This window comes from Chitinophaga sp. 10T418 (assembly GCF_056394125.1).
The window spans coordinates 470,303-495,980 of record NZ_JBFTHG010000001.1 but is presented as its reverse complement, the minus strand read 5'-3'; the positions used below and the strand labels follow the sequence as shown (position 1 = coordinate 495,980).

General features: G+C 44.1%; 19 protein-coding genes and 1 tRNA gene. 7 read left to right on the top strand and 13 right to left on the bottom strand.

The features are described 5' to 3' along the window. The first annotated feature begins 4 nt into the window (after positions 1-4). From AC1DCV_RS02070 to AC1DCV_RS02060, 3 genes are all read left to right on the top strand, one after another. A complete protein-coding gene (locus AC1DCV_RS02070; protein ID WP_477021607.1) occupies positions 5-961 on the top strand; it encodes a Fic family protein in 957 nt (318 codons plus the stop codon). An 8-nt stretch (positions 962-969) separates the two neighbouring features. Further along, on the top strand, positions 970-1,818 hold the full coding sequence (locus AC1DCV_RS02065) for a hypothetical protein (protein ID WP_477021606.1): 849 nt from the start codon (positions 970-972) through the stop codon (positions 1,816-1,818). Between the two features lie 386 nt (positions 1,819-2,204). Then, positions 2,205-3,809 (top strand): NAD(P)/FAD-dependent oxidoreductase, encoded by a 1,605-nt coding sequence (locus AC1DCV_RS02060; RefSeq protein ID WP_477021605.1) that lies wholly within the window; start codon positions 2,205-2,207, stop codon positions 3,807-3,809. A gap of 72 nt (positions 3,810-3,881) precedes the next feature. Here the strand turns inward: AC1DCV_RS02060 and AC1DCV_RS02055 are convergent, their stop codons facing one another. The 11 genes from AC1DCV_RS02055 to AC1DCV_RS02005 form a co-directional block, all read right to left on the bottom strand. After that, positions 3,882-5,279 carry an alpha-L-fucosidase gene (locus tag AC1DCV_RS02055; protein WP_477021604.1) on the bottom strand — a complete coding sequence of 466 codons (1,398 nt, stop codon included), beginning with the start codon at positions 5,277-5,279 and terminating at the stop codon, positions 3,882-3,884. Between the two features lie 34 nt (positions 5,280-5,313). Next, complete coding sequence (locus AC1DCV_RS02050; RefSeq protein ID WP_477021603.1) at positions 5,314-6,936, bottom strand: RagB/SusD family nutrient uptake outer membrane protein; 1,623 nt, start codon at positions 6,934-6,936, stop codon at positions 5,314-5,316. 28 nt (positions 6,937-6,964) lie between these two features. Next, positions 6,965-10,306 carry a SusC/RagA family TonB-linked outer membrane protein gene (locus tag AC1DCV_RS02045; RefSeq protein WP_477021602.1) on the bottom strand — a complete coding sequence of 1,114 codons (3,342 nt, stop codon included), beginning with the start codon at positions 10,304-10,306 and terminating at the stop codon, positions 6,965-6,967. A gap of 165 nt (positions 10,307-10,471) precedes the next feature. Next, entirely contained in the window at positions 10,472-11,446 is a 975-nt protein-coding gene (locus AC1DCV_RS02040; protein WP_477021601.1) for a FecR family protein, read from the bottom strand. 74 nt (positions 11,447-11,520) lie between these two features. Further along, positions 11,521-12,093 (bottom strand): RNA polymerase sigma-70 factor, encoded by a 573-nt coding sequence (locus AC1DCV_RS02035; RefSeq protein ID WP_477021600.1) that lies wholly within the window; start codon positions 12,091-12,093, stop codon positions 11,521-11,523. 147 nt (positions 12,094-12,240) lie between these two features. After that, the gene (locus AC1DCV_RS02030; protein ID WP_477021599.1) at positions 12,241-13,305 is read right to left on the bottom strand and encodes a sterol desaturase family protein; all 1,065 of its coding nucleotides are present in this window, start codon (positions 13,303-13,305) and stop codon (positions 12,241-12,243) included. Positions 13,306-13,324: 19 nt separating this feature from the next. Next, positions 13,325-13,453, bottom strand: coding sequence for a hypothetical protein (locus AC1DCV_RS02025; protein ID WP_477021598.1), 129 nt, complete (start codon positions 13,451-13,453; stop codon positions 13,325-13,327). Between the two features lie 2 nt (positions 13,454-13,455). Beyond that, positions 13,456-15,786, bottom strand: a complete 2,331-nt coding sequence (locus AC1DCV_RS02020) for an arylsulfatase (protein ID WP_477021597.1) — start codon at positions 15,784-15,786, stop codon at positions 13,456-13,458. A 28-nt stretch (positions 15,787-15,814) separates the two neighbouring features. Then, positions 15,815-17,311 (bottom strand): SusD/RagB family nutrient-binding outer membrane lipoprotein, encoded by a 1,497-nt coding sequence (locus AC1DCV_RS02015; RefSeq protein WP_477021596.1) that lies wholly within the window; start codon positions 17,309-17,311, stop codon positions 15,815-15,817. Positions 17,312-17,331: 20 nt separating this feature from the next. Next, positions 17,332-20,553 (bottom strand): SusC/RagA family TonB-linked outer membrane protein, encoded by a 3,222-nt coding sequence (locus tag AC1DCV_RS02010; protein WP_477021595.1) that lies wholly within the window; start codon positions 20,551-20,553, stop codon positions 17,332-17,334. A 1,020-nt stretch (positions 20,554-21,573) separates the two neighbouring features. Next, complete coding sequence (locus AC1DCV_RS02005) at positions 21,574-21,981, bottom strand: EthD family reductase (RefSeq protein WP_477021594.1); 408 nt, start codon at positions 21,979-21,981, stop codon at positions 21,574-21,576. A 123-nt stretch (positions 21,982-22,104) separates the two neighbouring features. Here AC1DCV_RS02005 and AC1DCV_RS02000 point away from each other — a divergent pair, with 123 nt between their 5' ends. The 3 genes from AC1DCV_RS02000 to AC1DCV_RS01990 all read left to right on the top strand — a co-directional run bounded on the left by AC1DCV_RS02000 (position 22,105) and on the right by AC1DCV_RS01990 (position 24,078). Beyond that, on the top strand, positions 22,105-22,971 hold the full coding sequence (locus AC1DCV_RS02000) for a LysR family transcriptional regulator (RefSeq protein WP_477021593.1): 867 nt from the start codon (positions 22,105-22,107) through the stop codon (positions 22,969-22,971). A gap of 421 nt (positions 22,972-23,392) precedes the next feature. Then, positions 23,393-23,557 (top strand): recombinase family protein, encoded by a 165-nt coding sequence (locus AC1DCV_RS01995; RefSeq protein WP_477021592.1) that lies wholly within the window; start codon positions 23,393-23,395, stop codon positions 23,555-23,557. Next, positions 23,554-24,078, top strand: a complete 525-nt coding sequence (locus AC1DCV_RS01990; RefSeq protein WP_477022072.1) for a recombinase zinc ribbon domain-containing protein — start codon at positions 23,554-23,556, stop codon at positions 24,076-24,078. The genes AC1DCV_RS01995 and AC1DCV_RS01990 overlap by 4 nt, the downstream gene beginning before the upstream one ends. Before the next feature lie 374 nt (positions 24,079-24,452). On the opposite strand, the gene AC1DCV_RS01985 is transcribed toward AC1DCV_RS01990, so the two are convergent. Both AC1DCV_RS01985 and AC1DCV_RS01980 read right to left on the bottom strand, forming a co-directional pair. Next, positions 24,453-24,523 (bottom strand) — tRNA-Gln (locus AC1DCV_RS01985). 77 nt (positions 24,524-24,600) lie between these two features. Then, positions 24,601-25,083 carry a hypothetical protein gene (locus tag AC1DCV_RS01980; RefSeq protein ID WP_477021591.1) on the bottom strand — a complete coding sequence of 161 codons (483 nt, stop codon included), beginning with the start codon at positions 25,081-25,083 and terminating at the stop codon, positions 24,601-24,603. Positions 25,084-25,327: 244 nt separating this feature from the next. Here AC1DCV_RS01980 and AC1DCV_RS01975 point away from each other — a divergent pair, with 244 nt between their 5' ends. Continuing rightward, the gene (locus AC1DCV_RS01975) at positions 25,328-25,660 is read left to right on the top strand and encodes a magnetosome magnetite crystal formation protein family (protein WP_477021590.1); all 333 of its coding nucleotides are present in this window, start codon (positions 25,328-25,330) and stop codon (positions 25,658-25,660) included. Positions 25,661-25,678: the final 18 nt, after the last annotated feature.

Below are 25,678 nucleotides of genomic sequence, written 5' to 3'. Positions count from 1 at the left end.
AAAAATGACTCCTCCATATCAAATAACCAATAGAATACTCGAATTAATCGCCTCTGTTTCTGAAAAAATCGGGGAAGTCAATGCCACGCATTTACAAAAAGCCCCCGCTACTTTACGAAAAACTAACAGGATCAAAACCATACAATCTTCTCTGGAAATAGAAGGAAATACCTTATCAGTGGAACAAATAACTGATATCATTAATAATAAAAGGGTATTGGCTCCTCAAAAAGATATCCTCGAAGTAAAAAATGCGATCTTACTTTATGATGGTTTAAATAAATTTAAACCTAAGAGTCTACCTTCCTTTCTGGAAGCACATAAAATATTAATGACGGGACTTATTGCTGCTCCAGGGAAAATCAGGAGTAAAGCAGTAGGCATTATAAAAGGTTCAAAAATCACCCATGTAGCACCACCTGGAACAATGGTGAAACCGTTATTGAATGAGCTGTTCTTTTATTTAAAAACCGGGAAAGACCTGGTACTGATCAAAAGTTGTGTTTTCCACTACGAAATTGAATTCATACATCCATTTGTCGATGGAAATGGAAGAATGGGAAGATTTTGGCAAACAGTAATTCTCAAAGAGCAATATCCTGTTTTTGAATACCTGCCAATTGAAACAGTTGTAAAGAAAAGACAGGTTGAATATTATAAAGCGCTGAGCATCTCGGATAAATCAGGCCACTCCACTCCTTTTATTGAATTTATGCTCGCAGTGATAGAGGAATCTTTAGAAGAATTATTATTGAATCAGAATACGACAATAACAGCAGTTGATAGAATGAGTCTGTTTAAACAGAAAATCGGAAATTCATCTTTTTCAAGAAAAGACTATCTCAGAGATAATAAAGACATTTCAAGTGCAACTGCCAGTCGGGACTTAAAAGAGGCAGTAGATAAAAAAATACTGGAAAAATCCGGTGATAGAAGAATCGCTGTTTATAAATTTCTGTAATTTAACATATGCGCTTACTAACCCTTTGCATTCTCTCCATGCTCCTTTCCGCTACCTCCCTGGCTCAAACAGCCACTCCGGAGATACTCGGCCAACTCGCCACTGATAAAATCAGGGAAGCCTCCGGTATTGCTTCCAGCATACCTTTAAAAGGCTGCTACTGGACCCATAACGACAGCGGCAATAAACCGGAAGTATACCTGCTCAACAACAAAGGGGTACTCATCTCTACCATTAAACTGGATGGTGTCAGTAACCGCGATTGGGAAGATATTGCGGAAGGCATTGGACCGGTCAAAGGCAAGTCGTATGTATATGTAGGCGATATTGGCGACAATAGTGGCGTCCGGAAACATATCCGCATATACCGCTTCCCTGAGCCGGAAAAATTACCTGCAGAACACGAAACCATTACGCCCGATGTGCTGACGCTCAAATTCCCTAATGGCGCACGTGATGCAGAGTCGCTGATGATTGATCCTATCAGTAAACAAATTTATATCGTCAGCAAAAGAGAAAAAGAAGTAAGTCTGTATAAAACAAAACAACTTTTCTTCAAAGACGGCGATAAAGTCGTGCTGGAAAAACTCATCAAATTGCCTTATTCCTGGGTTACTTCCGGAGATATTTCCAAAGACGGCCACCATATAGTTATCAAAACCTTAAGCGCCATTTACTACTGGCATCGCAACAGCAATGAAAGTGTGGAAGAAGCCATGGCAAAACCTGCCAAAGAACTACCCTATGTAGCAGAAAAGCAGGGAGAAGGCGTCACCATTACACCAGGGAATGACGGCTACGTGACCATCAGCGAAGGTAAAAATGCGCCCATCTATTTTTACAAATGGAAATTTTAATAGCATTGAGCCATTAGCTTTTAGTTTTTAGTAAATGCAGCAAAGATCAATATATGTTGGTCTTTGCTGCATTTACTAAAAACTAAAAGCTAATGGCTAAAAGCCAAACCACCCTTGCTGCTATCGCATTTCAGTAACAACTCCTATACTTGTATAGTGCGAGCAGCCTTCATGTTCTGCTGCTAACCCAAAAAATATATACACCCTCAAAACAGGTAATTCCTTCACCGGAAATACCTGCATAAAACCATTTTGCTATGCCAACGTTTAACAGGTTCCACCATCTTTATGCGCGTGGGATGCCACTCCAACACTTCATCTCAGACAATTAGGTAACCACAACATGCTCACCTCAGAAATCATTTATTCAACAACCTCATTCGCTCATGCAAAAGAAAGCTATCATCATTGGCGCTGGCCCTGCCGGGCTGACTGCTGCCTATGAATTACTGCAGCGCACCAGTATCCTACCTGTAGTGCTGGAAAAAAGCACCGACATCGGCGGCATTTCCAAAACGGTCAACTACAAAGGTAACCGCATCGATATTGGAGGGCACCGGTTCTTCTCCAAATCCGATCGCGTAATGGACTGGTGGATGAACATGATGCCGCTGGATAAAGAAGCCGCGGAAATATTTTCTATCAGCTACCAATCAAAAACCAGAGAAGTAAAAGCTCCCCGCAACAACAGCAATAACACCGATACGCTGATAGCCCCTAACCCGGACCTGATCATGCTGGTGAGACAACGCCTCTCGCGTATTTATTTCCTTAAAAGATTCTTTACCTATCCCATCCAGTTATCCATTGACACCCTGCGTAAACTGGGATTTACCACTACTATCAGCATCATGTTCTCTTACCTGTGGGCACAGATTTTTCCAAGAAAAAATGAAAAATCCCTGGAAGATTTTATGATTAACCGTTTCGGTAAAACCCTGTATCACCTCTTCTTTAAAGACTATACCGAAAAAGTATGGGGCATTTCATGTAGCTCCATTTCTGCAGAATGGGGCGCACAACGAATCAAAGGTATCTCCATCGGCAAAGCGATTTCACATGCTGTAAAATCAGCCGTAGCCGCCGGCAAACCCAAAGACCTTAAACAAAAAAATGTTGAAACCAGCCTGATAGAACAATTCCTCTATCCCAAACACGGCCCGGGTCAGCTTTGGGAAGAAGTAGCACACCAGGTCATCAACAAAGGCGGCACAGTACTCATGCAGCACGACGTGAAAAAAATTCACTCATCCGGCAACCAGATCACGGCCATTGATGTATTAGACCGCACAACCGGCGAAGTGGTCACATTGGAAGGTGATTATTTCTTTTCTACCATGCCCATCAAGGAACTGGTAGCCGACATGGAAACCGATGTCCCCGCCAATGTCAGAGAAATTGCGGCAGGACTGCATTATCGTGACTTCATCACCATCGGTATCTTACTAAAAAATCTCAGCTTCGAAGATAAAAAAACAGGCCAGTACAAACCACTGGAACTGAAAGATACCTGGATCTATATACAGGAAAAAGATGTGAAAGTAGGACGTCTCCAACTCTTTAATAACTGGAGTCCCTATATGGTGAAAGACCCCGACACCACCTGGGTAGGGATGGAATACTTCTGTAATAAAGGAGATGATTTCTGGGAACTGTCCGATGAAGAAATCCGGCAAACGGCCATCACAGAACTCTGTAAGATAGGCCTGGCGCAACAGGCAGATGTACTGGACGCCACCGTACTCAGAATGGAAAAAACATACCCGGCATACTGGGGCACCTACGAACGTTTTGAGGAACTAAAAACTTATATAGATTCTTTCGAAAACCTGTTCCTCGTAGGCCGCAACGGCATGCACAAATACAATAACTCCGACCACTCTATGCTCACGGCCATGGTAGCGGTAGACAATATCTCAAATGGTATTGTTACCAAATCCAATATCTGGTCTATCAACACAGAGCAGGAATATCATGAGGAAAAAAAATAACCCATTAATTCATTTGGAAATTTTGTTTTGAAAGACGGACTTCAAAACAAAATTTCCAAATAAAAAATCAACTTACCGTTGCTCGTTAAACACTCCAAACTCTGCTATCGCAGGCGTTTCAGAGAATTCATCTATCAGGATCCTCACCTTATTTCCCCATACCCGCGGGAAACGATGAATCTTCACCCGGCCCGCATCATCACTTTCTGATGGCAATGGCTTCCACACACCATTTTCATTATACTCCAGACGATATTTTTTAATACGCGCTTTGTCTTCTACAATCGTCACCATATTAAAACCCTGCGCTTTATTCAGTTCCACTTCAAACCAGGGCTGCTTCACGCTGCGGTTCGATTGCCATGTAGTCCTGAAATTATCATCATTCGCAAAATCCATGATGTTCATGTCAGTACTCCAACTGGAATTAGCCGCCTGGAATTTGGCAATATTGGAAGATATAATAGGCGCTGCATATGCAGGTAAAGCGCTTACCGCTCCTGCATTCTTCCACTGCTGACCAATCTTTTTCAATGCTGCCAATGCGTTATTGTCTATCAACCCATCACGGTTAGGCGCCACATTTAAAATGAAATTACACCAGGCTTTGTTGAAAGGAACAATGTTATCATTCACCAGCTTATCCGCATCTTTCACTGGCGTGGTGGGGAAATCAGCTTTCCAGAACCAGGCTGTGTTGATAGGCAGACAGGATAATGCAGGCAGCTTATTATTATCAGTAGAAATATGCTGACCAGCTCCCTGTTCATATGATTTGATGTCGGTATAAAACAAGGCTTCTGCTGGATATTTGGCCGCATTCAGATCCATCACCAGGCAGTTGGGCTGCAGTCGTTTAATTAAACCATATATTTCCTCAAAAGGAACATCATCATAGGAAATCCTTGACCACGGAGCATCCCAGCCATCTATCACCAACGCGGTAATGTCGCCGTAATTGGTCAGCAACTCCGTCAGCTGGGCCTTGATCATTTCGATGTCCGCTTTCGTAATCTGACCCGGACGGATTTTATGATGCGTATCCAGGATGGAGTAATACAGCATTACTTTCAACCCCTGCGCACGGAATGCCTGGGTATATTCTTTCACTACATCTCTTTTCAACGGACTATTCATCACATTGTAAGGAGTGGTTTTAGTGTCCCAGATGGCAAAACCGCTGTGATGCTTGGTCGTTAAACATCCGTACGACATGTTCGCTGATTTGGCTGCCGCCGCCCACTGATTACAATCCAGCTTCTTCGGATTAAAAATAGCAGGAGATGCCTCCGGGTCTGCCCAGTCATCGTCCATGAAAGTAGGGATGTTAAAGTGAATGAACATCCCGAAACGCAGGTCCACAAACTGCTGCTGCAACTGATGCAGGGATTTGTTCTGCTGCGCCTGCACCACACCTGTTACTAACAACAGCCATGCGGCCAATACGCTGATAATCTGATTCTTTTTCACAAGCTAATGAGTTGAAAATATAAACAATAAGAAATTACTTCCATTCCGGCTGTTGTTGCAGCTTGCGTGCCTGATCCAGGATACTTTGCGGAACCGGCCATACATAAAACTTGTCTGTTGAAAAATGCCGGTCTTCCAGTTTGGTTTTAGGATACTTATTTGTTTTGCCACCGGTAGCAGGAATGTCGGTCAACCCGGCGCTGGCATCCAGGGTATAAATAGGCCCATTTAACGCCTGTTGCCCGATTCTCCACCGGAGGATATCAAAATAGCGATGCCCCTCTCCTGCGAGCTCTATACGCCGTTCATGACGAATGAAGGTACGCAGCGTTTCTTTCGACATAGTCCAGCCATTCAATGCGAATGTAGCGGCTACATCCGGCATCTTAGCACGACTCCTGATTTCATTCAGCGCGCTGTTAATATCGGCAGATGGCCCCCCTGCTTCATTAGCGGCTTCTGCATACGTCAGCAATACTTCTGCATAACGCAGGATCTTCCAGTCGTTGCCCCCATTATCTCTTGCTTCCAGATCCGTTTTATCAAACATTTTCTTAAAAGCATAACCGGTATAGGTGGCCTTATCACCCCCTATTTTATCGATGGGATTATTGATAGGATCGTATGCTTTGTCATTTGCGAGGGTGCTGCCAGGATAGTATATCGTGGCGTTTAAACGCGGATCACGGTTTTTCCAGGGCGCATGCACATCATAGGCAGGATCTTTTGTAAACGGATAATAACCGGCTGCGCTTTCATAATCGTCTACCAGGGAAGGCAATGGGTCCAGGTACAGTGTGCCTCCGGAAACGGAGTTGATACCGAGAATATCGCGCAAACCATTGGCACGTAATTCCTTTACATGGATATAGCTGATGATGCTTTCTGCCGAGTAATCACCTTCCTGTTGAAAACTGTTATAATAATCAGGATACAGCGAATATACTTTGCTATCTATCACTTGCTTGGCAGCCGCCGCAGCAGCAACGTAGTCTCCGTTGTACAGCAGTACCCGCGCTTTCAATCCCCAGGCAGCCCCTTGTGTAAACCGGCCTTTATCTTCGCCGGTATAAGACGCGGGTAAATCAGCGGCGGCTTCATCCAGCCATTTAATGACTTGCGTCAGCACCACCGCCTTCTTATCCTGCGGCACATCTGATGCGGCAGGCGTAGTAAATACTTTGGTCACCAACGGCACATCTCTGAATAGCATGGTCATCATAAAGTAGCGGTAAGCCAGCGATACTTTTACTTCGGCTTTCAGTCGTTTCTTTAAGTTTTCATTCATGTCCGGCACCGCATCCACATGATCCAGGAACTCCAGGCAATGCCGCACCTGTCCATATTGCCACTCATCGCCCAGGTAATCGGTAGTAGCCACAAAAGTGCTGTTGCCTATCAGCTGCGCATTGCGCAGGGTATTACCCCAGGAAGCAGTTTTGGAAAAAGCGTTGTCACTCATGCCTTCATAGCACACAAAGAAGTCGGCAGAGGGCAGAAATTCGTATATCCGTGATGCAAACTTTACAGCATCCTGTTCTGTTGTCCAGTAGGTGTCGTCAGAGTATTGATCTAACGGTGATTTGTCGAGGAACTTTTTACAGGCAGATAAAACCGTTAAAGTACACAGTATGATGATAATTGATAGTCGTTTCATGTGTTTGTTTTTACAGGTGATGGCGTACTCAGAATTTCAGATTCAGGCCCAGGGTATACGTCTTCATTTGCGGGAAGTTCACGCCTGACTGCCAGTTGTCGATTTCCGGATCAAAGTTTTTCGGAAAACTTTTTGATTTAAGCGTCAGCACATTTTCCATCATGAAATAAAAACGGAGCTGACTGATCTTTGTACGTTGCAGCACATTTTTCGCTACGTTATATCCTAACTGCAGATTTTTCAAACGCACATATTTCGAATCATATAACCACCAGTCGGAGAAGTCGTAGTTCACACTCAAATCCTGCCGCATCAGCGGGTAACGGGCGTTTTTGTTATCCGGTCTCCAGGAGTCCATCAGGTCAGTAGTAAAGGAACCACCGTAGTTAAAAGGACTTACAGCATATCCTGTGAGATAGGTTTTGTTTTTCAACACTCCCTGGAACAACATCGTCAGGTCAAACTGTTTCCAGGAGAAGTTGGCATTCACACCAAACATCATGTGCGGATCTGCATCACCCAGTATCACACGGTCTTCCGGTGTAATTTTTCCATCACCATTGGTATCCTGGTATTTAATATCTCCCGCTTTGTTCTGTGGCTTGTATACCGGCGAGTTCTTCACCTCATCATCCGACTGGTACAGTCCCAGCGCTTTGTAGCCATACCAGGTCCAGCGGGCCTGTCCTACCATCACCGGGTTTTCCTGCAACACATCCGGCGTACCGCCCAGGTCCAGTATCTTGTTGCGGGTATCGTAGAAGTTAACCATTACACCATACTTCAACTCGTTATCACGGTTCTGATAACCGGCAGACACTTCCCAGCCCCAGTTACTCATACGACCCAGGTTCATCACCGGCGCTTCACGACCAAAAGTAGAAGGCACGCTGGGTGTTAATAAAATACCGGTTGTTTTCTCTTTAAACACATCGGCGGTGAATGTCAGCTTCTCATTAAAAAATCCTGCGTCCACACCAATATTACCTGTTACTTTTTCTTCCCAGGTAAGATCCGGATTGGCGGTATTGTTATAGTAGGTTGTGGTTTGCGCCTTATCATTAAAATAAGTAGCGCCGGTACCAATAATGCTGGCCCAGGAATAAATACCACGTGTATCCGTTCCCGTTGCATTCTGGTTACCTACTTTTCCGTAAGATCCACGCAGCTTCAGATTACTGATGGTACCGGAAGATTTCAGGAAATCTTCTTCAGAAATTCTCCATCCGGCTGAAAGAGAAGGAAAGAAACCCCAACGGTTATTTTTAAAACGGGAAGATCCGTCATAACGACCATTTACTTCCAGCAGATAGCGATCTTTGAAGCTGTAAGACAACCGTCCAAACATCGATTGAATGGCCCATTCGTAAGCGCCGCCGCCGGTAGACCACTGGTCTTTTTTAATGCTGCCGCCATTGATGACATGAATATCGTTGTTCAGAAAATCCTGGCGACCCAGTGAATACGCATCATATTTCATGCTTTCCTGGCTGTAACCTAACAATGCTTTAAAGTCGTGCTGCTTTACCTGCAAACCGTAATTCAATGTGCCTATAAACGTCTGGTTGATGGCGGTGTTATAGTCGTCATTCAGGGAGTTGGGCGACTGCTGCGTAGTCACCAGGTTTTCGTTATCATCGTACAACTTATACGTAGCCCTGAATATTTTGTGTTTGATATCACGGCTGTTGTAGGAGTACTGGCCTTTCACCGATAAGTTTTTAGTGATGCCGTAGTCCAGGGTCATATTGGTATTAAAGTAGTTGTCTTTATAGTTTTCAAACCCACCATGATTGATAATCGCTACCGGCTGAGATCCACCACGATAGCTCCTATCACGTCCCTGCGGCGTATATGCCCATTCCGTAGGGTTCAGGATATATGCCCAATGCATGGCGGTAGTATAAATGCCGGCACCTGCAAAACTTTTAGGTGCATTCATATATACCGTGTTGATACCGAACTTCAGGTTATCGAGGATCTGTGTGTTAATGTTGATGCGGGAAGTAAAGCGTTCATTCATGACACCCTGTACCAGTCCTTCCTGTTTCAGGTAACCTAATGATACAAAGTAATCTGTATTTTTTGTTCCTCCGGAGACACCAACATTATGTTGCATCTGCAATGCATTCTGCTTGAAGATGGCCTTGATCCAGTCCGTGCTGGGCAGTTCGCCGCTGGCATACTTTTGAATATTGGCTTCCGAAAAACGCACGGTGGCATCCGGGTTATCATTCAGTTGTGATTCATTCCATTTACGCATAAACGATACCGCGTCTACCAACTTAGGCAGATAGGTAGGTTGCTGTATGCCCGCATACGCATCATACGATAAAGAAGGTTTGGCATTCAGCCGGCCTTTGCGGGTAGTCACCAGTATCACCCCGCCGGAGGCGCGTGCCCCGTAGATGGCGGTGGCAGAGGCATCTTTCAGGACGCTGATGTTATCAATGTCCTGCGGATTGATCGTTTCCAGTTGTCCGGCTACGCCGTCAATCAATACCAGCACCGGGTTATTGGATAAGGTACTGATACCACGGATACTCAGTTTATTGTTGTTGGTACCGGGCATGCCATCTGTTTGCTGTACAAACAAACCGGGTACTTGTCCCTGCAATGCGTTGACTACGTTGGGTACTGGTCTTTCTGCTACTGTAGCGCCTTTCACGCTGGATACGGCACTGGTAAGACTCGTCTTCTTCTGAGAGCCGTATCCTACTACAATGATTTCACCCAATTTTTTGGTGTCTTCTGTGAGTACAATCCGTAGTTCCGTATCCTTTCCGGTGGCTATTTCCTGGGTATTATATCCCATGAAAGAAACTACCAGGATCGCATTTTCGGGAATCCCTTTCAGGTGATATTCTCCCTGATCATTGGTAACAGCAGCTACGGATGCATTTTTTACGTGGATAGAAACCCCTGGCAGCGGCTCGTTCCTTTCATTGACCACCTTGCCTTTCACGTCTTTAAACAGCAGCATGGAGGCGGAATCCAGGAGCATGCTGGTCATCAGATCGTTGCTTCGCCGGATGATGACTTTATCATCTGCAATAAAATATTCCAGGGCAAAAGGGGCGAGCAGTTCTTTCAGGATGTTGCCCACTTTCTGGTGATGCGCCCTGATCGTGACTACGCTGTTAAAGATTTCTTTGTTGACCGCATAGCTGAAAGAGAGATTGGCAGACGCGCCTATTTCATCCAGGGCATCGTGCAACACCCCTCCTTCCACTTTCAGGGTAATCCTTTTTTCAAGGAGCTGGGCTTCGGTATGATTGGCCAGCAGTGATAGTGCGGTGCTACATACAACGACTACAATACACAATGACATTTTCATTAGCATGCCTATTACAGGTACACATTTTTTCATACTTTTACGTAGATTAAGGTTGAGTAAATACTAGCTGCCATCGGTTACCAGGCCAGTGTGGCATACTAGCGTTAGGACTTAACTTTTCAGCCTCCCTCCGGGGAGGTTTTTCTTAAGTGGGATGCGCTTCTTTTAACATGGGAATTCAGTTTATTTCATAAGTGGTCAGCATTCGCCGGATTTCCGGATAATGTATTTTGTACCATTCTTTTCTAAAGTGGCATTCAACGTCAGGCACAACTGCTGCAACGCCTTCTCCAAAGTGCCGTGTGTATTGAATTCTCCGAAATAAAAACAGTTGGACGTATTGCCTGCTATTTCAATGGTGACGTTGTAATAATAACCCAGTTGGGTAGCTACCGCCGCTAAACTGGCCCTGTCATATTTCAAAATACCTTCCCGCCTGTTCAACAGTTCCGCGGTAGATACATTTTCTTCTTTCGTAATTAACCCGGTGGCCTTACTGAATACGGCTCTTTGTTGTGGCGCTACCGGCACTGCTGCCGCGGCGCCTGCGGTTACAGCCACTTTACCCGTTAATACCGTTACGGCTACATCTGGTTGTGCTTCAAAAGCCTGTATATTAAAGGAGGTCCCTAACACGCGCGTAGCCACCTTATCGCTATGAATAATAAAGGGTTGTTGGGGAGAATTAGCCACTTCAAAGAAAGCCTCTCCTGTGAGTACCACCTCCCTGCTGCCTTTAAAAAATGTATCTGCATATTGCAGGGAGGAGGCGGGACTCAGCCACACCGTAGTACCATCCGGCAGTTGCATTTTCTGATGCTCCCCTGCTTTGGTCACAAATAGTTTGGATGACACGGTATGAACAGGTGGCCGGATTTCTGTGCGATACCACCAGCCGCCACCGAGTATCAGTAGCATTAGCACCGCTGCCGCGATCTTCAGCCATGGGATACGCTTCACCGGCGTAGCCACCGGTGCAGCGCTCCTGATAGCCAGCAGCAATTGCTGCTCCATTTCAGCTTCCAGCAAGGCTTTGGCCCCCAGCTGCGATTCATCCCAGTCCGCAGCTGATTGGAAACTATGGTAGTAATTCATCAACGACCTTATTTCGGTGTCACTGGCCGATCCGTCCATCCATTTATCTATCAGTGAAAAAAATTCCTGCCTGTCCATTATGGGTATTTTATATCTAGTGACAAAAAAGAAGGCATACCCCCAAAGCACACAAAAATATTTTTCGGACGGGCTTATTTATGCAGGAGAAAAAGTACTACAATAGCGTAGTTCAGCGCAGTACGCAACTTACGGAGGGCAATATGGATCTGGTTTTCCACCGTTTTAACGGATACATTCAATTGGGTGGCTATCTCTTTATAAGAAAGATGTTGTTCCCGGCTCATACGGAAAATGACCCGGCATTTTTCCGGGAGGGTGTCAATAAGGGAGTTCAACAAAACCTGTAATTCCTTCACCGCCAGTTCACTTTCCGGTGAAGCAGTTTCCATTCTCTCCAGCATATGCTCAAACAATTCTTCCCGCACCGGATTTTGGCGGATGTAGCGGAACACTTTGTAACGGATGCTGGCAGATAAATATACTTTAAGAGAGCCGGTGAGGTGGATGCGGTCAGCTTTTTGCCAGAGCTCTGTAAACAGCTCCTGTACCAGGTCTTTACAGGCTTCCCTGTCTTTCAGCACCTGGTAGGCAGATAAAAACAGCGGTTGCCAATGCCGTTTGTATAACAACGTCAATGCCTGTTCGTCATTTTTTTGCAGCAACAACAGCAACTCTTCATCTGTTAGCCCCTCGTTGGCTGGCATGGCTGATATTAATTTTTAAGATGATGGTGGAATACGGGGGTAAATATATAGTTTAAATTACTATCGCCCCGCTAAAAAAGATAAATGGCAAAAGGGGAAAGCCCCTTCACGGAACTTTCCCCTTTTGCCATTTATCTTTTAAATACACTACACCGCCGCCGCATGTTGCGCCACTGCGGCCACCGGAATCTCATCTCCTACTTCCGGTCCGTTCTTCGCCAACTCGCTACCTTCCTTCTTCGATTTAAAAATAGGCCACAACAACTGCGCATACCATTCTTCCTCCTTATAATGCTTCAATCCATATGCGGCCGGATATTGACGCGTAATAATACCGGTCCCAAATATCAGGTCCCAGATAAAAAACATATTTCCAAAATTGCCTTTGTAATTTCCGATGCCATCATCTGTCGTATCCGCATGGTGCGCATGATGCGTAGCCGGCGTGGATATAAGGCGCTCCATCACCCAGGCAACGGGATTCAGCCAACGGATCGTATAAAATGGTTTATCCCATTTGATGCTGGAATGTGCCGCTGTTGTAATCAGTGATTTAATACCGCCTACAAAAAGGGCAGCATAGCCTAATCCGAAATAAGTCAACGTAACAGTCAGGTATATCTGCGAAAAAAACATGGTGTAAATAATATTCTGTCTGCTCGTCATCGCCATGCCCATATAGGGTGCGGAGTGATGTGTACGATGAAATCTCCACAAGAGCGGCAACTGATGATGCAAGCGATGATACCAGTACTGGGTGAGATCATCGGCTACCGCCATGATGGCAAAAGCCCACCAGAACGGCACCCACACAAATGCATCTTTTGCGTTGGGTAGTACCAGTGGCAACAGCTGCAAACCGAAGTAAGCAATCATAGGACGCAACACAATCCTCGGTAAAATGAAGCACACTATATCCAGGATACGTTCATTCTTAGTCCACCTGTTTTCATACAACCCAACAGAAAATTCTACGATACCCACTACCAGCATAATGGCCGGCAGTCCCCAGGTTTTCAGGTTATTAAATACCGCCTCCAGGAATGCAGGAGCCCGGAAAGAAAGATGTTCCGTTGTTCCTGTTGCCCATGGCTTGCTGCCATTGATATAAAACCACCCAAACATCAGCGATATGGGCAATACATAGAGCAGCAGACTAATCAGGGAATCCTTCAGAATCACCTGTGTTGGTGTTTTTGCTGTTGTTGTCATAAGATGTATTTTTTCGTGATTAATGAGGTTGATTAAGTAAAAAATGCAGCAACCAGATGGTACCCGAAATGATGACCAGCGGTACCAGGAATATAAATATCCCGATGGCAATTTTTTTTGTCAGTATAGCTACATCTGTGATTGTCATAATTAAGGTTTTAAAGATGAAGGATGTATAATTTCTATATGATTAAGCTTACCGGTGAAATTGTAGGGCGACTTATACAACGGTGACACCGCAGAACCCTGATCCCTGCCTACATCCAGGCCTTCATCATAAGGAGTGATGGTAGCATCCGCCTTTGTGATAGCCCGTTCCGCTACTTTTTCTTCATTGATATACAAGGCTTCCGTACCTGCAGGATCTGTCAACCGCTGCGCCGGCGAGTACGTCAGCGCATACCGCAGGATCACTTTACCGCTCGGAAGATCTTTGCCGGAAGTAAGATCTGTCAGCTTACCGTTGATGTTATGTACCGCTTTCAGTTTTCCATTTTGCACAAAAAAAGTGAAGCCTGAAAACCGGCCACCAATACTTAACAACACACCTTCGTTCTTTGCATCATTCAGTTCCACGTCTGCTTTAATTTCAAATGATTGTTCAGAAAGAAATGGTGCAGAACGTGAAGGCACCTGTGTTAGCCCGGGATACAGGATGGCGCGTGCACGTCCGTCCAATGGGCCCCTGGTAAGAATAGCCGGCGTAAGACGGGAAGTGTCTCCCAACAATGGATACACGTTATACTTCCATGCCTCTGCATCAAAAAGATCCTGCAACTCTTTTAATTTTGCCGGATTGCTGGCAGCCAGGTCATGTTGCTCATTAAAGTCTTCATCGAGATGATACAACTCCCATTTATCACCAGAGAATGGAGTACCACGACTATGACTCACAGCGGCTTTCCACCCGTCTTTATAAACAGAACGGCCACCGGATATTTCATAATACTGTACATGATGCCTGCCTGGAGCGGCGGCCTTGTTAACGGTATAAGCAAGACTTATACCTTCCAGTGTATCCTGTGGATAACCGTTGATGACTTTGGGAATACTTAATCCCGCCAGTTCCAGCACCGTAGGAGTAACGCTGTTCACATGTGAATACTGCGTACGGATACCACCTTTTTTAATCAGCTTCGGATAAAAAATAATGAGTGGATTACGCGTACCGCCTTCGCTGTTAGCATCCTGCTTCAGGTAGCGGAAAGGTGTGTTGGCTGCCTGCGCCCAGCCTACGGGATAATTAGGACCGGAATCTGCACTGCCGATTTTATCATACAAGCTGTCAATCTCTTTTATTCTGCTCTCGTAACTTTCCGTAAACAAACTACCGTCAATATATTCATTAATGCCATGCACATGACCACTGAGACCGCCTTCTTTGCTGGCGCCGTTGTCGCCGATAATGAGCACAATCAGTGTATTATCCAACTGTTTAGTTTCACGTAAATAATTAATTAATCGCCCAACTTCGTAGTCGGTGTGCGATAAGAATCCTGCATACACTTCAAAGAAGCGGGCAAACACTTTCTTTTCTGTAGGGGAAAGTGATTCCCATGGCTTCACGCCCGGATTTCGTGGTGGCAGCGTGGCGTTGGCCGGTACAAGTCCCAGTTTTTTCTGACGGGCCAATACCTGCTCCCGGTAAGCATCCCAGCCGGCATCAAACTTACCTTTGTATTGGTTTACCCACGACTTATCTACCTGGTGCGGACCATGCGTGGCGCCGGGCGTAAAATAGAGGAAGAAGGGTTTATCAGGTGCAGCCGAATGCTGTCCTGCGATATAGGAAATAGCTTTATCCACCAATACCGTGGTCAGATGCTTTCCCTGCAGATCGGGTTCTACTTTTACGGTATTCTCCCAGAGTGCCGGCGTATACTGATCCGTTTCGCCCCCCATAAAGCCAAAGAAAGCATCAAATCCACGCCCGGTAGGCCATCTGTTAAAAGGCCCTGCCGGTGTAAGATCCGGGCTGGGTGTAACATGCCATTTTCCTACGGCGTAGGTGTTGTAACCATCTTCTCTTAATATTTCCGCCACAGTTCCTTTTTCAAATGGCATATAACCATTATGCCCTGGCAGATTCACTGCTGCATCTATCACCGTAGGCACATTCACCGAATGGTGATTACGGCCTGTTAACAACGAAGCACGTGTAGGTGAACAGATGGCAGTCGTATGAAAGTTGGTATATCGTAAGCCATTATTAGCAAGACTATCAAAAACCGGTGTGGATACCAGTCCTCCAAATGCACTGCTGGCGCCCCAGCCCACATCATCCAGCATAATGTAGATGATATTAGGCGCGCCTGCAGGCGCCACCGGATTAAATGGAGCAGGACTAATAACCGTTTGCGAAAGCGTGGGCCCTATCTTGCCGGCATAACGCTGCTGCGGGCTATGCTGCGCATTGGCGCCTGCTGCGATACTCAGCAGGGCCAATGAAATAAAAGGTCCGGAAGGGAATGAAAATTTCATTTGTTAATGAGTTAAGTTGGCTGATAGATTATTTGTCCCACCACAACGCAGGTGTTTGATATCCTGATCCTGCCGGCGTGTTTTTATTCAGTGATTGTTCGTTCTGCGGATAAGGAATTCGCCTCGGTATCTGTCCATTTGGATTGGCTACACTGGTACCGTTCTTAGCCAGCGGCAATGCCGGATATCCTGTACGACGATAATCTGACCATGCCTCCGGCTGCAGAAATAACGCGATATATTTTTGCGTGACAATCGTATTCAGATCACTGCTGGCAACGCCACTCAGTGTAGTCTTGGCCGTTATATAGGCGGTTTGTTTATCTGCTGTAGCATAGGGATCAGCAGGGTTGCTGATCACCCGCTGAAACGAAGAACGTATCGCCGCTTCCAGGGAAGTTTTCACCAATGGATCCGCAGGATTGATGCGCCACCTGGCTTCTGCTTCCAGGAATTTTGCTTCCGAGAAACTGCTGATGATAACAGGTGAAGTAGCGGTACCATAAAAAGAACCAATGACCGAAAAAGCGCCTGGCACTCCCGGTGCGCTACCTCTGTAAGTACCGCTGCCGGTGGGATAAGGCGTAGCGAAATAAGCCCGTCTTGGATCTACCAGTGGCCCTTCCGGCTTGGTAGCAGCATCTGTTACTTCATTGCCATTTAACAGATTAACGAAAGATGCTCCCAGTCCTATCCATCCCGGCCTGTTGGAATTTTGCTGATAAAAAGGATTCGCGTTCGTAGTAGAAGCACCAAATACCACCAGGGCATCAGAAGAATTATCTGCTATGCCTCTGTATCGTGTACCATCATATAATGCTTTCAACACCTGCTGCGCCGCCTCTGCGGAATTTATTTTAGTAAGATGTATCGCATATCTTGCTTTCAGCGTATACGCCAACGATTTCCAGCGTTCCACATTGCCACCATATATCACATCATCCGTGGCCGGTAACGCGCCCTGGTTGTCTGTTACCGGAACAGAAAGCTCCAGGATAGCGGAGTCCAGCTGTCCCTGCAATGCTTTGTAGATATCTTCCTGCTTATCATAAACAGGGTTGGTAACATTGTTGCCATAGAGTGACTGGCTATAGGGAATATCTCCAAACAGATCTGTTAATGTTCCATAAGCATAGGTGCTGAGTATACGGGCAATACCGCTATAATAAGGAAGTTTCTGCTGCGCCGCAGTCGTCTTTACAATCTTCAGTTCATCCAATACATCCGCATAAAAACCTTTCCATGTCTGATCAAAATATTGAATAGAGGAAGCGTAATTATCAAAGGAAGCCGCATCCCCATTAGCGCCCGAAGCCTGTTGTATATAGATGTTGGCAATAAGCCCTGCATTTACGCCCAGGTTAAATCCCAGTGCCACTTCTGCCCCGGTTAATACGGCGCTCACAGATACCTGCGTAGAGGCGTTGGGGTTAACATTGGTTCCTTCCAGCGAGCAGGACGCCGGTATTAACAGCATACTCATTGCAATGAATAAAAGGCCGATATGTTGATGATATATTTTCATGTTCAGGATTACTTAGTTGGTTAAAAAGATACATTCAATGCCAAGCCATAACTTTGTGTGCTGGGCGTTGTCCAGAAGTCAATACCGGCGGCATTTGACAAGCCATTCCGGCTACCCAGATCCGGATCACTGCCGGTATAATTGGTAGACAGCAGGAAGTTTCTCGCAGTCAGCGTAACACTGGCAGCAGATATATGTGCAGGCTTTAGTATTTGCTGCGGTAACGCATAAGTCAGGTTTACATCTTTCAGTTTGATCCAGTAGAGATCATGTTCTACGTAAAGTCCCTGTATATTGAAAGTGTTTCTGTACCATGCCTGGGACAACACTGCTTCAATCGTGTTAGGCGCTCCTTTCGATGCGGTAACACCGTCAAAAACAGTTTTGCTGCCTCTTGCTACCGTAGACTCATCTACACCGTTAAATACCATCTGTAAACGCGGTGCATTGAAGATGTCAAATCCAAAGCGGCCATCCAGCAAAAAGGAAAAAGTAAAAGCGCCATATCTGAGTTCATTCCGCAAACCCACATTAAAATCAGGATTGGGGTCTCCTATTTTTGTAAACGCACTGTTCACTAATGGGTAGCCATAGTTAGCGCTGGACGGATCGTCATTGATGATGGGTTTACCGGCTGCATTACGTTTCACATCGGTACCGTAAAATACGCCATACGGCTGTCCGGCCTGACCACGTGCTTCCATCCAGATACCACCCAAACTAACACTGGAAATATTATTCGTGATATAATTCACCCGGCTGATATTCTTGTTAAATAATGCGGTGGCAGTCCAGGAGAATTTTCTGCCGCTAACAATGCGTTGTTGCAAACTTGCTTCTACACCTCTGTTAACGATATTTCCGGCATTAATAAGCGTATAGGCGGCACCGGTAGAGTATGGCAGCGTAACCGGAATAATCTGATCTTTACTGCTGTTATTATAATACACCGCTTCCAGTTGTGTTTTATCGTGGAAGAAATGCAGGTCCAGTCCAACTTCCCAGGTACTGATACGTTCTGGTTTCAGATCAGGATTACCGATGGTGGAGCTATAACTGAGCCCCTGCTTTCCATTAAAAGGAAAGCTGATCGCACTCTGTATCCAGCCGGCACTGGTAGTAGGCACATAGTAGGTTTCAAGAGAATAGGGATCGGCATCATTTCCTACCTGTGCGTAAGTAGCGCGGATCTTACCAAAATTCAGGATGCTGTTATTCCAGTGCAGCACATCTGTAAAGATGAAACTGGTGCTGGCAGAAGGATAAAAGAAAGTATTCTTACCTTTTGCCAGTGTAGAGGTCCATTCATTTCTGCCGGTCAGTTCCAGGTATAACCATTTCTTGAAATCCAGTTTTACATCTGCATACCCCGCCACCAGCTTCTTTCGGATAGTTTGATTAAATGTTTGGGTAGAAGAAGCATTGGAGATATTAAAATTGCCTGGGATGGTCAGGCCATCACCGCGGGTATTTACCTGGTTCTTCCAGGAATTATAATAATTGTAACCTGCCACTACTGTCAGGTTCAGATCTCTGTTCACTCTCTTATCAGCCACCAGCAATACGTCCAGGTTATTATCTCTCCGGGTGTAATTCACATCGTTGATAGTGCCTGTTGCCACGCCGGAGGTACCACGACTAAAAGCACCTTTTCTTACATCGGTATAATAGTCAATGCCATAGCGGGCGGTGGCCTTTAACCAGCTGGTGATATCCAGGCTTGCCTCTGCAAAAGTGATAAATCGGTTGAGTTCATCCGATTGCGGGTTCATGTTGAGCGACCAGTATGGATTGTCCCATCCGATGCCATTTGCGTAGGAACGGCTGTCGCCCCAGGGCTTGGCGCTGGTGGGCGGCAGCTTATATGACTCCGGATGTTCCCAGGGTTTGGAGTACCCGTTTGTAATATCAAAATTTGCCGGTGAGTTAATTAATGCACGAACAACGTTCGTATTAAATCCACCCATCAGTGCCCGGTTATCTGCACCATCCTTGATGTAGTTGAGTCCACCGGATACTTTCAGCCGGTCATTCACAGTGTAGTCACCATTGAAACGAAAAGTATGTCTGAAAAAATCAGTTGTAGGAATGATACCTGTCTGTTTCAGATTTCCATAAGAGAAATAATATCCTGCATTCCCGGTATTGCCATAGAAGCTGATATGCTGGTCATTCGTATAGCCGTTGACGAAAAAGTTATCAATATTATTATACCTGTTTACCGGAATGCCATTGGAGCTGGGATCGCTCTTTCCTACAATCGTTCCATTTTTGTCAAAGTTGCTGGGCAGTGAACTGTAGGTCAATGTATCCAGTAATGCGCCCCAGTTTTCATCAGATCCGGTGGTACCGGGTTTCACATATTGTCCGCCAATACCATTGGAAAAACTTGTTTGTCGCGGTTGCACACGACGATTAATTTTATCAACGGTAAAGGAGCCACTATAGCTCACACCAAATGTTTTATCTGTAAGAGCAGTTCCTCTTTTGGTGTTGATCACTACAGCACCATTGGAGGCCCTGATACCATACAATGCAGCCGCAGCGGGGCCTTTCAGCACCGTTACACTGGCAATATCGCCTGGGTTAATATCAATCCCTCGATTGGAAGGTGTGGCCAGGGAAACGCTGTTGGAAATGGGAAGTATGTCCTGAATAGAATTATCTATAGGAACGCCATCTAAAATAAATAGCGGTGCATTACTTCCCAGTAAGGAACTATTCCCCCTGATTTTAATGGTAGATGATCCTCCGGGAGAACCACCGGAATTATTGATCTGCACACCAGGCACTTTGCCGCTCAGGGCAGATACAATGTTAGGCTCGCGGCTGTCTTTCAATGCGGCGCCTTTTATTTCGCCTACGCTGTAGCCGAGTGACCTGGTGGCACTTTTTATACCTACAGCTGTTACCACCACTTCTGATAAAGCCTGCTGTTGTTCCAGCTTTATCACGTTGTTAAGATCATTCTTTGTGATGACTACTTCCTGGGGCTGATATCCTACAAAGGTAACGATGATGGTACCTGGTAAGGTTGTCAGGCTTAGCTGATATGTTCCGGTAGCATCTGTTTGTGTACCTGATTTTCCATTCTTAACACGTACGGAGGCGCCGGGCAACGCTTCCTGTGTTTTACTATCAATTACTTTTCCTTTTAATAACACAGGCGCCTGCGCAAACACATGGCTGCCGAAGAATAATAACGCAGCATACCAGACTGCGGATCGTAAATTTTTGGACATACAAATTAAATTAGATGTTGGACAGACAGGGCAATAAGTATCCTGATGGCCCTATTGCGCGCCATACAGATGCATTCATTTTGGGATGATTAGGAAAGGCCTAACAACAACAGCAGCAACAGCAAACAGATCTTGTTTTGCCGGCGTTCACTTTTTTACTGCGTCTATTGTTGTGCAATAGCTGATTCATGGTTGAAAATATTTAATAGTAACTCCCGGTTGCTTGATTGAAGCAACGTCATTAAAGAATCATTCAGCTTTGCTTTGTATGGTGGGACAAAGACTTTTGCCGGAGATACCGGCGTTTGGTGGTGGTAAATTTCTATTAGTCTACTATAATTGTAGACAAATATACAACGGGGTTTTGGAAAACGCAAGGGGTCTGCGAAAAAATAATCTGCAACTAACATCACTGCAACGCAGGGACAGGGTGAAAATAAAAACGCTTCACATGTTGATGTGAAGCGTGCTTTGTTGCCCAAGCAGTACAAAATCCGAACCTTTTTCTTGATGGATTTACGGAGATTAGCAAATTCAAATATATGACAATCAACAGCTTACCTTGAAAAAAATTCTAATCTAACTTCGAGATAAAAGAGGTATGGGGTCCGCCCATCGCCGAACAAACAGGTCTTAGAACTGAAGGGCTTCTAGTATCCCGTCCATACACTTAGAGGGTGAGCAGGGTTGGGAGCCCCTTAGTTTAAACCGCTCAAATACCATCTTCTTATCAACACGTTCTTTCAACAAATCGCTAATACCGCCCGTGTGCTCTTGTAGTATTCCCAAATCTCAAACAGAGAGTCGACAGTGTAAAATTATTACTCGTGTAATAAGCCGTCTAAAAACGTATTAAGTTATCTAAGTAAAAACTTAAAAAATCAGTAGCTGGGTTAGCACATTTTAGTACTTTCTTATAAAACATCCTTTCCGTTTCCGCCCAAGCCGACTAAATACAAAGCCTCTGAAATTGAGTTTTTATGCGCGCGTTCTGATAAGTAAATTACTTGCCTCTTTTACTTAGTTTACAACCTCACTCACAAAAATGACAGGAATGATATTTGTATACTTTGGAATATCTGCACGAATGGCATCTCTGTTTGGCCCCATAGCCGCCTGGTAAGCCTTTAAGCTTTTGACATAAAATGTGCCAATGACCATAAACGGCAATGGTTGGTTAGGAATCGCATCGGCAAGCCCTTTCTCAATGGTATATTTAACCAAATTTGCTCCTAAATACGCTGCTACCATAGGCATGTGCTTCGTTTCATAATACTCCATATTAAAGATTTTACCTTCGGCATAGGGGTACAAGACGGATATTTTAATTAAGCCTTTTTCGGCCACATCTGTGCTCTGCTTTTCCTGGCCGAACGCAGTAAAACAAGCAGTCAAAAGGAAAAACGATGCCATTAGTTTTAATTTCATAATTAATTTATTAAAAAGTTAAAAGGTGTTGTTTAAGTATTATTACACAAATATTCACATATTGCTTTTATTGTCAAAACGTTATTTTTAGATGAAAACAATCTAAAAAACCGATTTAGAAAAATGGAACTAAGACAACTCAAATATTTTTTGAAAGCTAAAGATTCATTAAATTTTACCGAGGCTGCCAAGGCTTTGAATATTAGCCAAAGTACTTTATCACAACAAATTAAGCAACTGGAAGATGAATTAAATGTGCCACTGTTTAACCGTATTGGAAAAAGAATTACGCTTACTGAAGCTGGTAACCTATTTGGTAAATATGCCTTGCAGAGCATAAATAAAGCTAATGAAGGTTTATTGCTGTTACAGGATTTGAAAAATTTGAATACCGGAAAAATAGTTATTGGTGTAATTTACTCCATGCGGATCCTCTTTGCCAAAACATTGATTGAATTTGCAAATCAGCATCCAAATATTAAAATCCAGGTGGTATTTGGCACCACAAAAGATCTTCTCGAAAAACTTAACCTGCATCAATTCGATTTTATTTTAACATTCAATGAAAAAACCAATAATGCTCAGTTGAAATATCAAACACTTTTAAAATCAAATATGGTATTGGTAACGTCTAAAAAATCACCGCTGGCCAAAAAAATCAATATCTCACTTAATGAAGTAGCCAGGCTGCCATTGGTATTACCTTTCGATGGTTCCAGCACCATACAGTTTATTGAGGAGTCATTCAGGAAAAAAAATCTGACCCCGAATATTTGTATGGAAATAAATGATATACCTACGCTATTTGAAATTGTAAAAACCGGGCATTGGCATACCATATTGAGTGAAACCAGTGTAAACGACCAGGCCGTAGTGGGTATCCCCATTGTTGGGAAAAATATGAGGCGAACTATTATGATTATTTCACTCGCAGAAGCCTATGAAAAAAAAGCCGTAGCAAAATTATATAAGATGCTGACTAAGGTTTGAAGTTTTACACCTATTGGTAAGTGTCGTTGGCAATTATTCAATCTGATTCAGCTTTTATTAGCACCTTAAACTAATCTTTGGATGCTTTCCTGGAAAAAATTAAAGCTTTTCATAGCTACATTGGGGAGCTTTGACGATTTAAAATACACAAAAAGCCTACAACGATTTCTTATCACTCATTTTTTTCTGATATCAAAGATATCAGTGGCGAAGAATCGTCAAAAGTGGAACATTACAAGATTCATAAAAAGCGATGCCAACTGCTATCAAAATGGTTGCAGTTGCATAGGGTCAAACAAGAAGGACGATGGCTGGGACGCCTTCCGATAGTATTTACTCGCATTGTGAAACAGAATACTTCTATTGGCAGACTGTATAAACAAAGCATAAATGAAGGTTTACATTGTAACTTAGGGACTTTTTGGGTATAATAAAGAACCCTGTATACTGTGGAAGAGTTAAAATTCCCGAACTCCTCGGCAAAGAAAAATACGAAGTGAAAGGAGTTCATGAACCATTAGTAAATGAAGAGCTGTTTGACCAGGTGCAACGCATACTAGATCAGAAAAAAGGGGACCTTATATAGACAAACCCATAAATAATCTATTACCATTACGTGGGTTTATATACTGCCCCTGTTGCCATAGAAAGCTTTATGGTAGTGCCTCCAAGGGCCACACAAAGCGATATTATTATTACCATTGCCACGCCCCTTGCCATTACAGGGTAAGGTCTGACAAAATTAATGCGCTATTCCTGGATGGAATAACAAATCTGAAGGCAACGGATGATTATGTTGGTTTATACAGGCAAAAATTAAATCTTGATCAGGCTGCATCCCAAATTTCTCATTTGGATTATCTCTACGAGTGTGCTGACCCTGGCTTAAAAAGAAGATTAATCAATTTAATACTTGCCAGAAATCTCGTTTTCATCGAAGCTGTATTTAGCCGAAATCTGAAAAGAAGGGTTCGAATCATTTTTGGTACGTCTGATCTGGAAACTCATTTTTCTTCAATACAGGACAAAACCATACATGAACCCGGAATTCAAAACTTTCGCTCCAATTTCGATGATTCAATGTGCGCAAAGATTAAGCTAATTTAGCACAAGAAGGGAAATACAATTGATTTTGAGACTTCGAAAAACGTTCTTCATTGGCTACACGACCTCGCTAAAATATCACAAGCATGCCTGGGTAGGAAGCAAACACCTCCCCACTTATAATTATAAAGTTCGAATATAGTTTGCTCAGGCATCCCGGATGCCGAATTTTTCAAGAACGAAAGAAATGAAAAATGAGTTATTCATCTGATAATCACATAGGTTTGTTTTAGACTACTATAAGAGGAATAATAATGATAAGACTGTACCTCAAAAAAATAAGATTAGAGGAGAATATTAATTGTGGCACCTGACAATCAGTTCTTTAAAAAGGAAAAGCGTGGTACAATTTTATAGTAAAATTGTATCACGCTTTGTTGCCCAACCAGGATTCGAACCTAGACAAATAGAACCAAAATCTATCGTACTACCATTATACTATTAGGCATTGTTTAACGGGATGCAAATGTAGTTTTTTTCTTAAATAAAACAACACTTGCAAAAAATAATTCCTGGAACAGATCATTATTTCCGTATCGACACTGCCGCTATACCCACTGCCACAGCATCTTCCACGCCTCCCAATGCAGCATCTCTTACTTTAAATTTACGGCCTGTTTCCCGGCGCAGATAGAAGAATGCATAGGCAGCGGCTACTGCTGCCACGGCTCCTATTAGTCCACCTTTCCAGGCTTTGCCTCCTTTGGCCTGATAAAGGGTAGCGCCTACCAATGCACCTGAAAGCGCTCTGCCGGCAATACCGGCAGCGGCTATACGATCTCCTGCACCAGGGGCTTTATCTACCACCAGCTCCCCTGCCGCCATGGTTTGTAAAAAACGCGCAGTACCCGGCTTTTGCATAAAGGCCAGAGGTGAGCGACGTAGTTTATCGGAAGGTTCCTGGCTCAATGAATAGCTCGTGAAGGCAGGCCCCATCGCACTACGCATCCCGGTAACTATTCCCAAACCAATAACCTGAAATATGGAAGGTATAATTGCTTTTTTCATACCAGCTGCGCAACAATCATTGTGCCACGCCTGACCGTCCCGCTGTGTGTGCTTCTCTAAAAATATAAAATAATAGAATGTTCAAATAATTGATTTTTAATTTATAAAGATAGATGTAGTTACTTTGTAGTACCTTATCTCCGAACGTGTAGACATTGTGTAGTAGACATAAAACACCAACTGCTATCAGGTCATTTTACCTTTGCCATACATCATCGTTAAACCAAAAAAAACGCAACAAACTATGAAAACAAATCAATGGGCTATGATTGCTTACATCACCCTGATAGGATGGATCATTGCTTATGTAAAAAGTAAAGAAGAGAGAAGCGCCCTGGTTAATTATCACCTGGAACAGGCCCTGGGTCTTGTGATAGCCAGTATCATCTGGTCTGTTGCACTCGGAATTGTGATCGCTGTTTTACCCGCAGCGCTGAGTAGTATACTCTCTTTTGCAGGTTTCTTACCCGTGGTATTTATGGTTTTTGGCATCATCAACGCCAACAACAATGTACAACAACCTATACCTGTAATAGGAAAAATGTTTGAAAACAAGTTTGTTTTCCTGCAGAACTAAAGAAAATGCCCCTGGTAA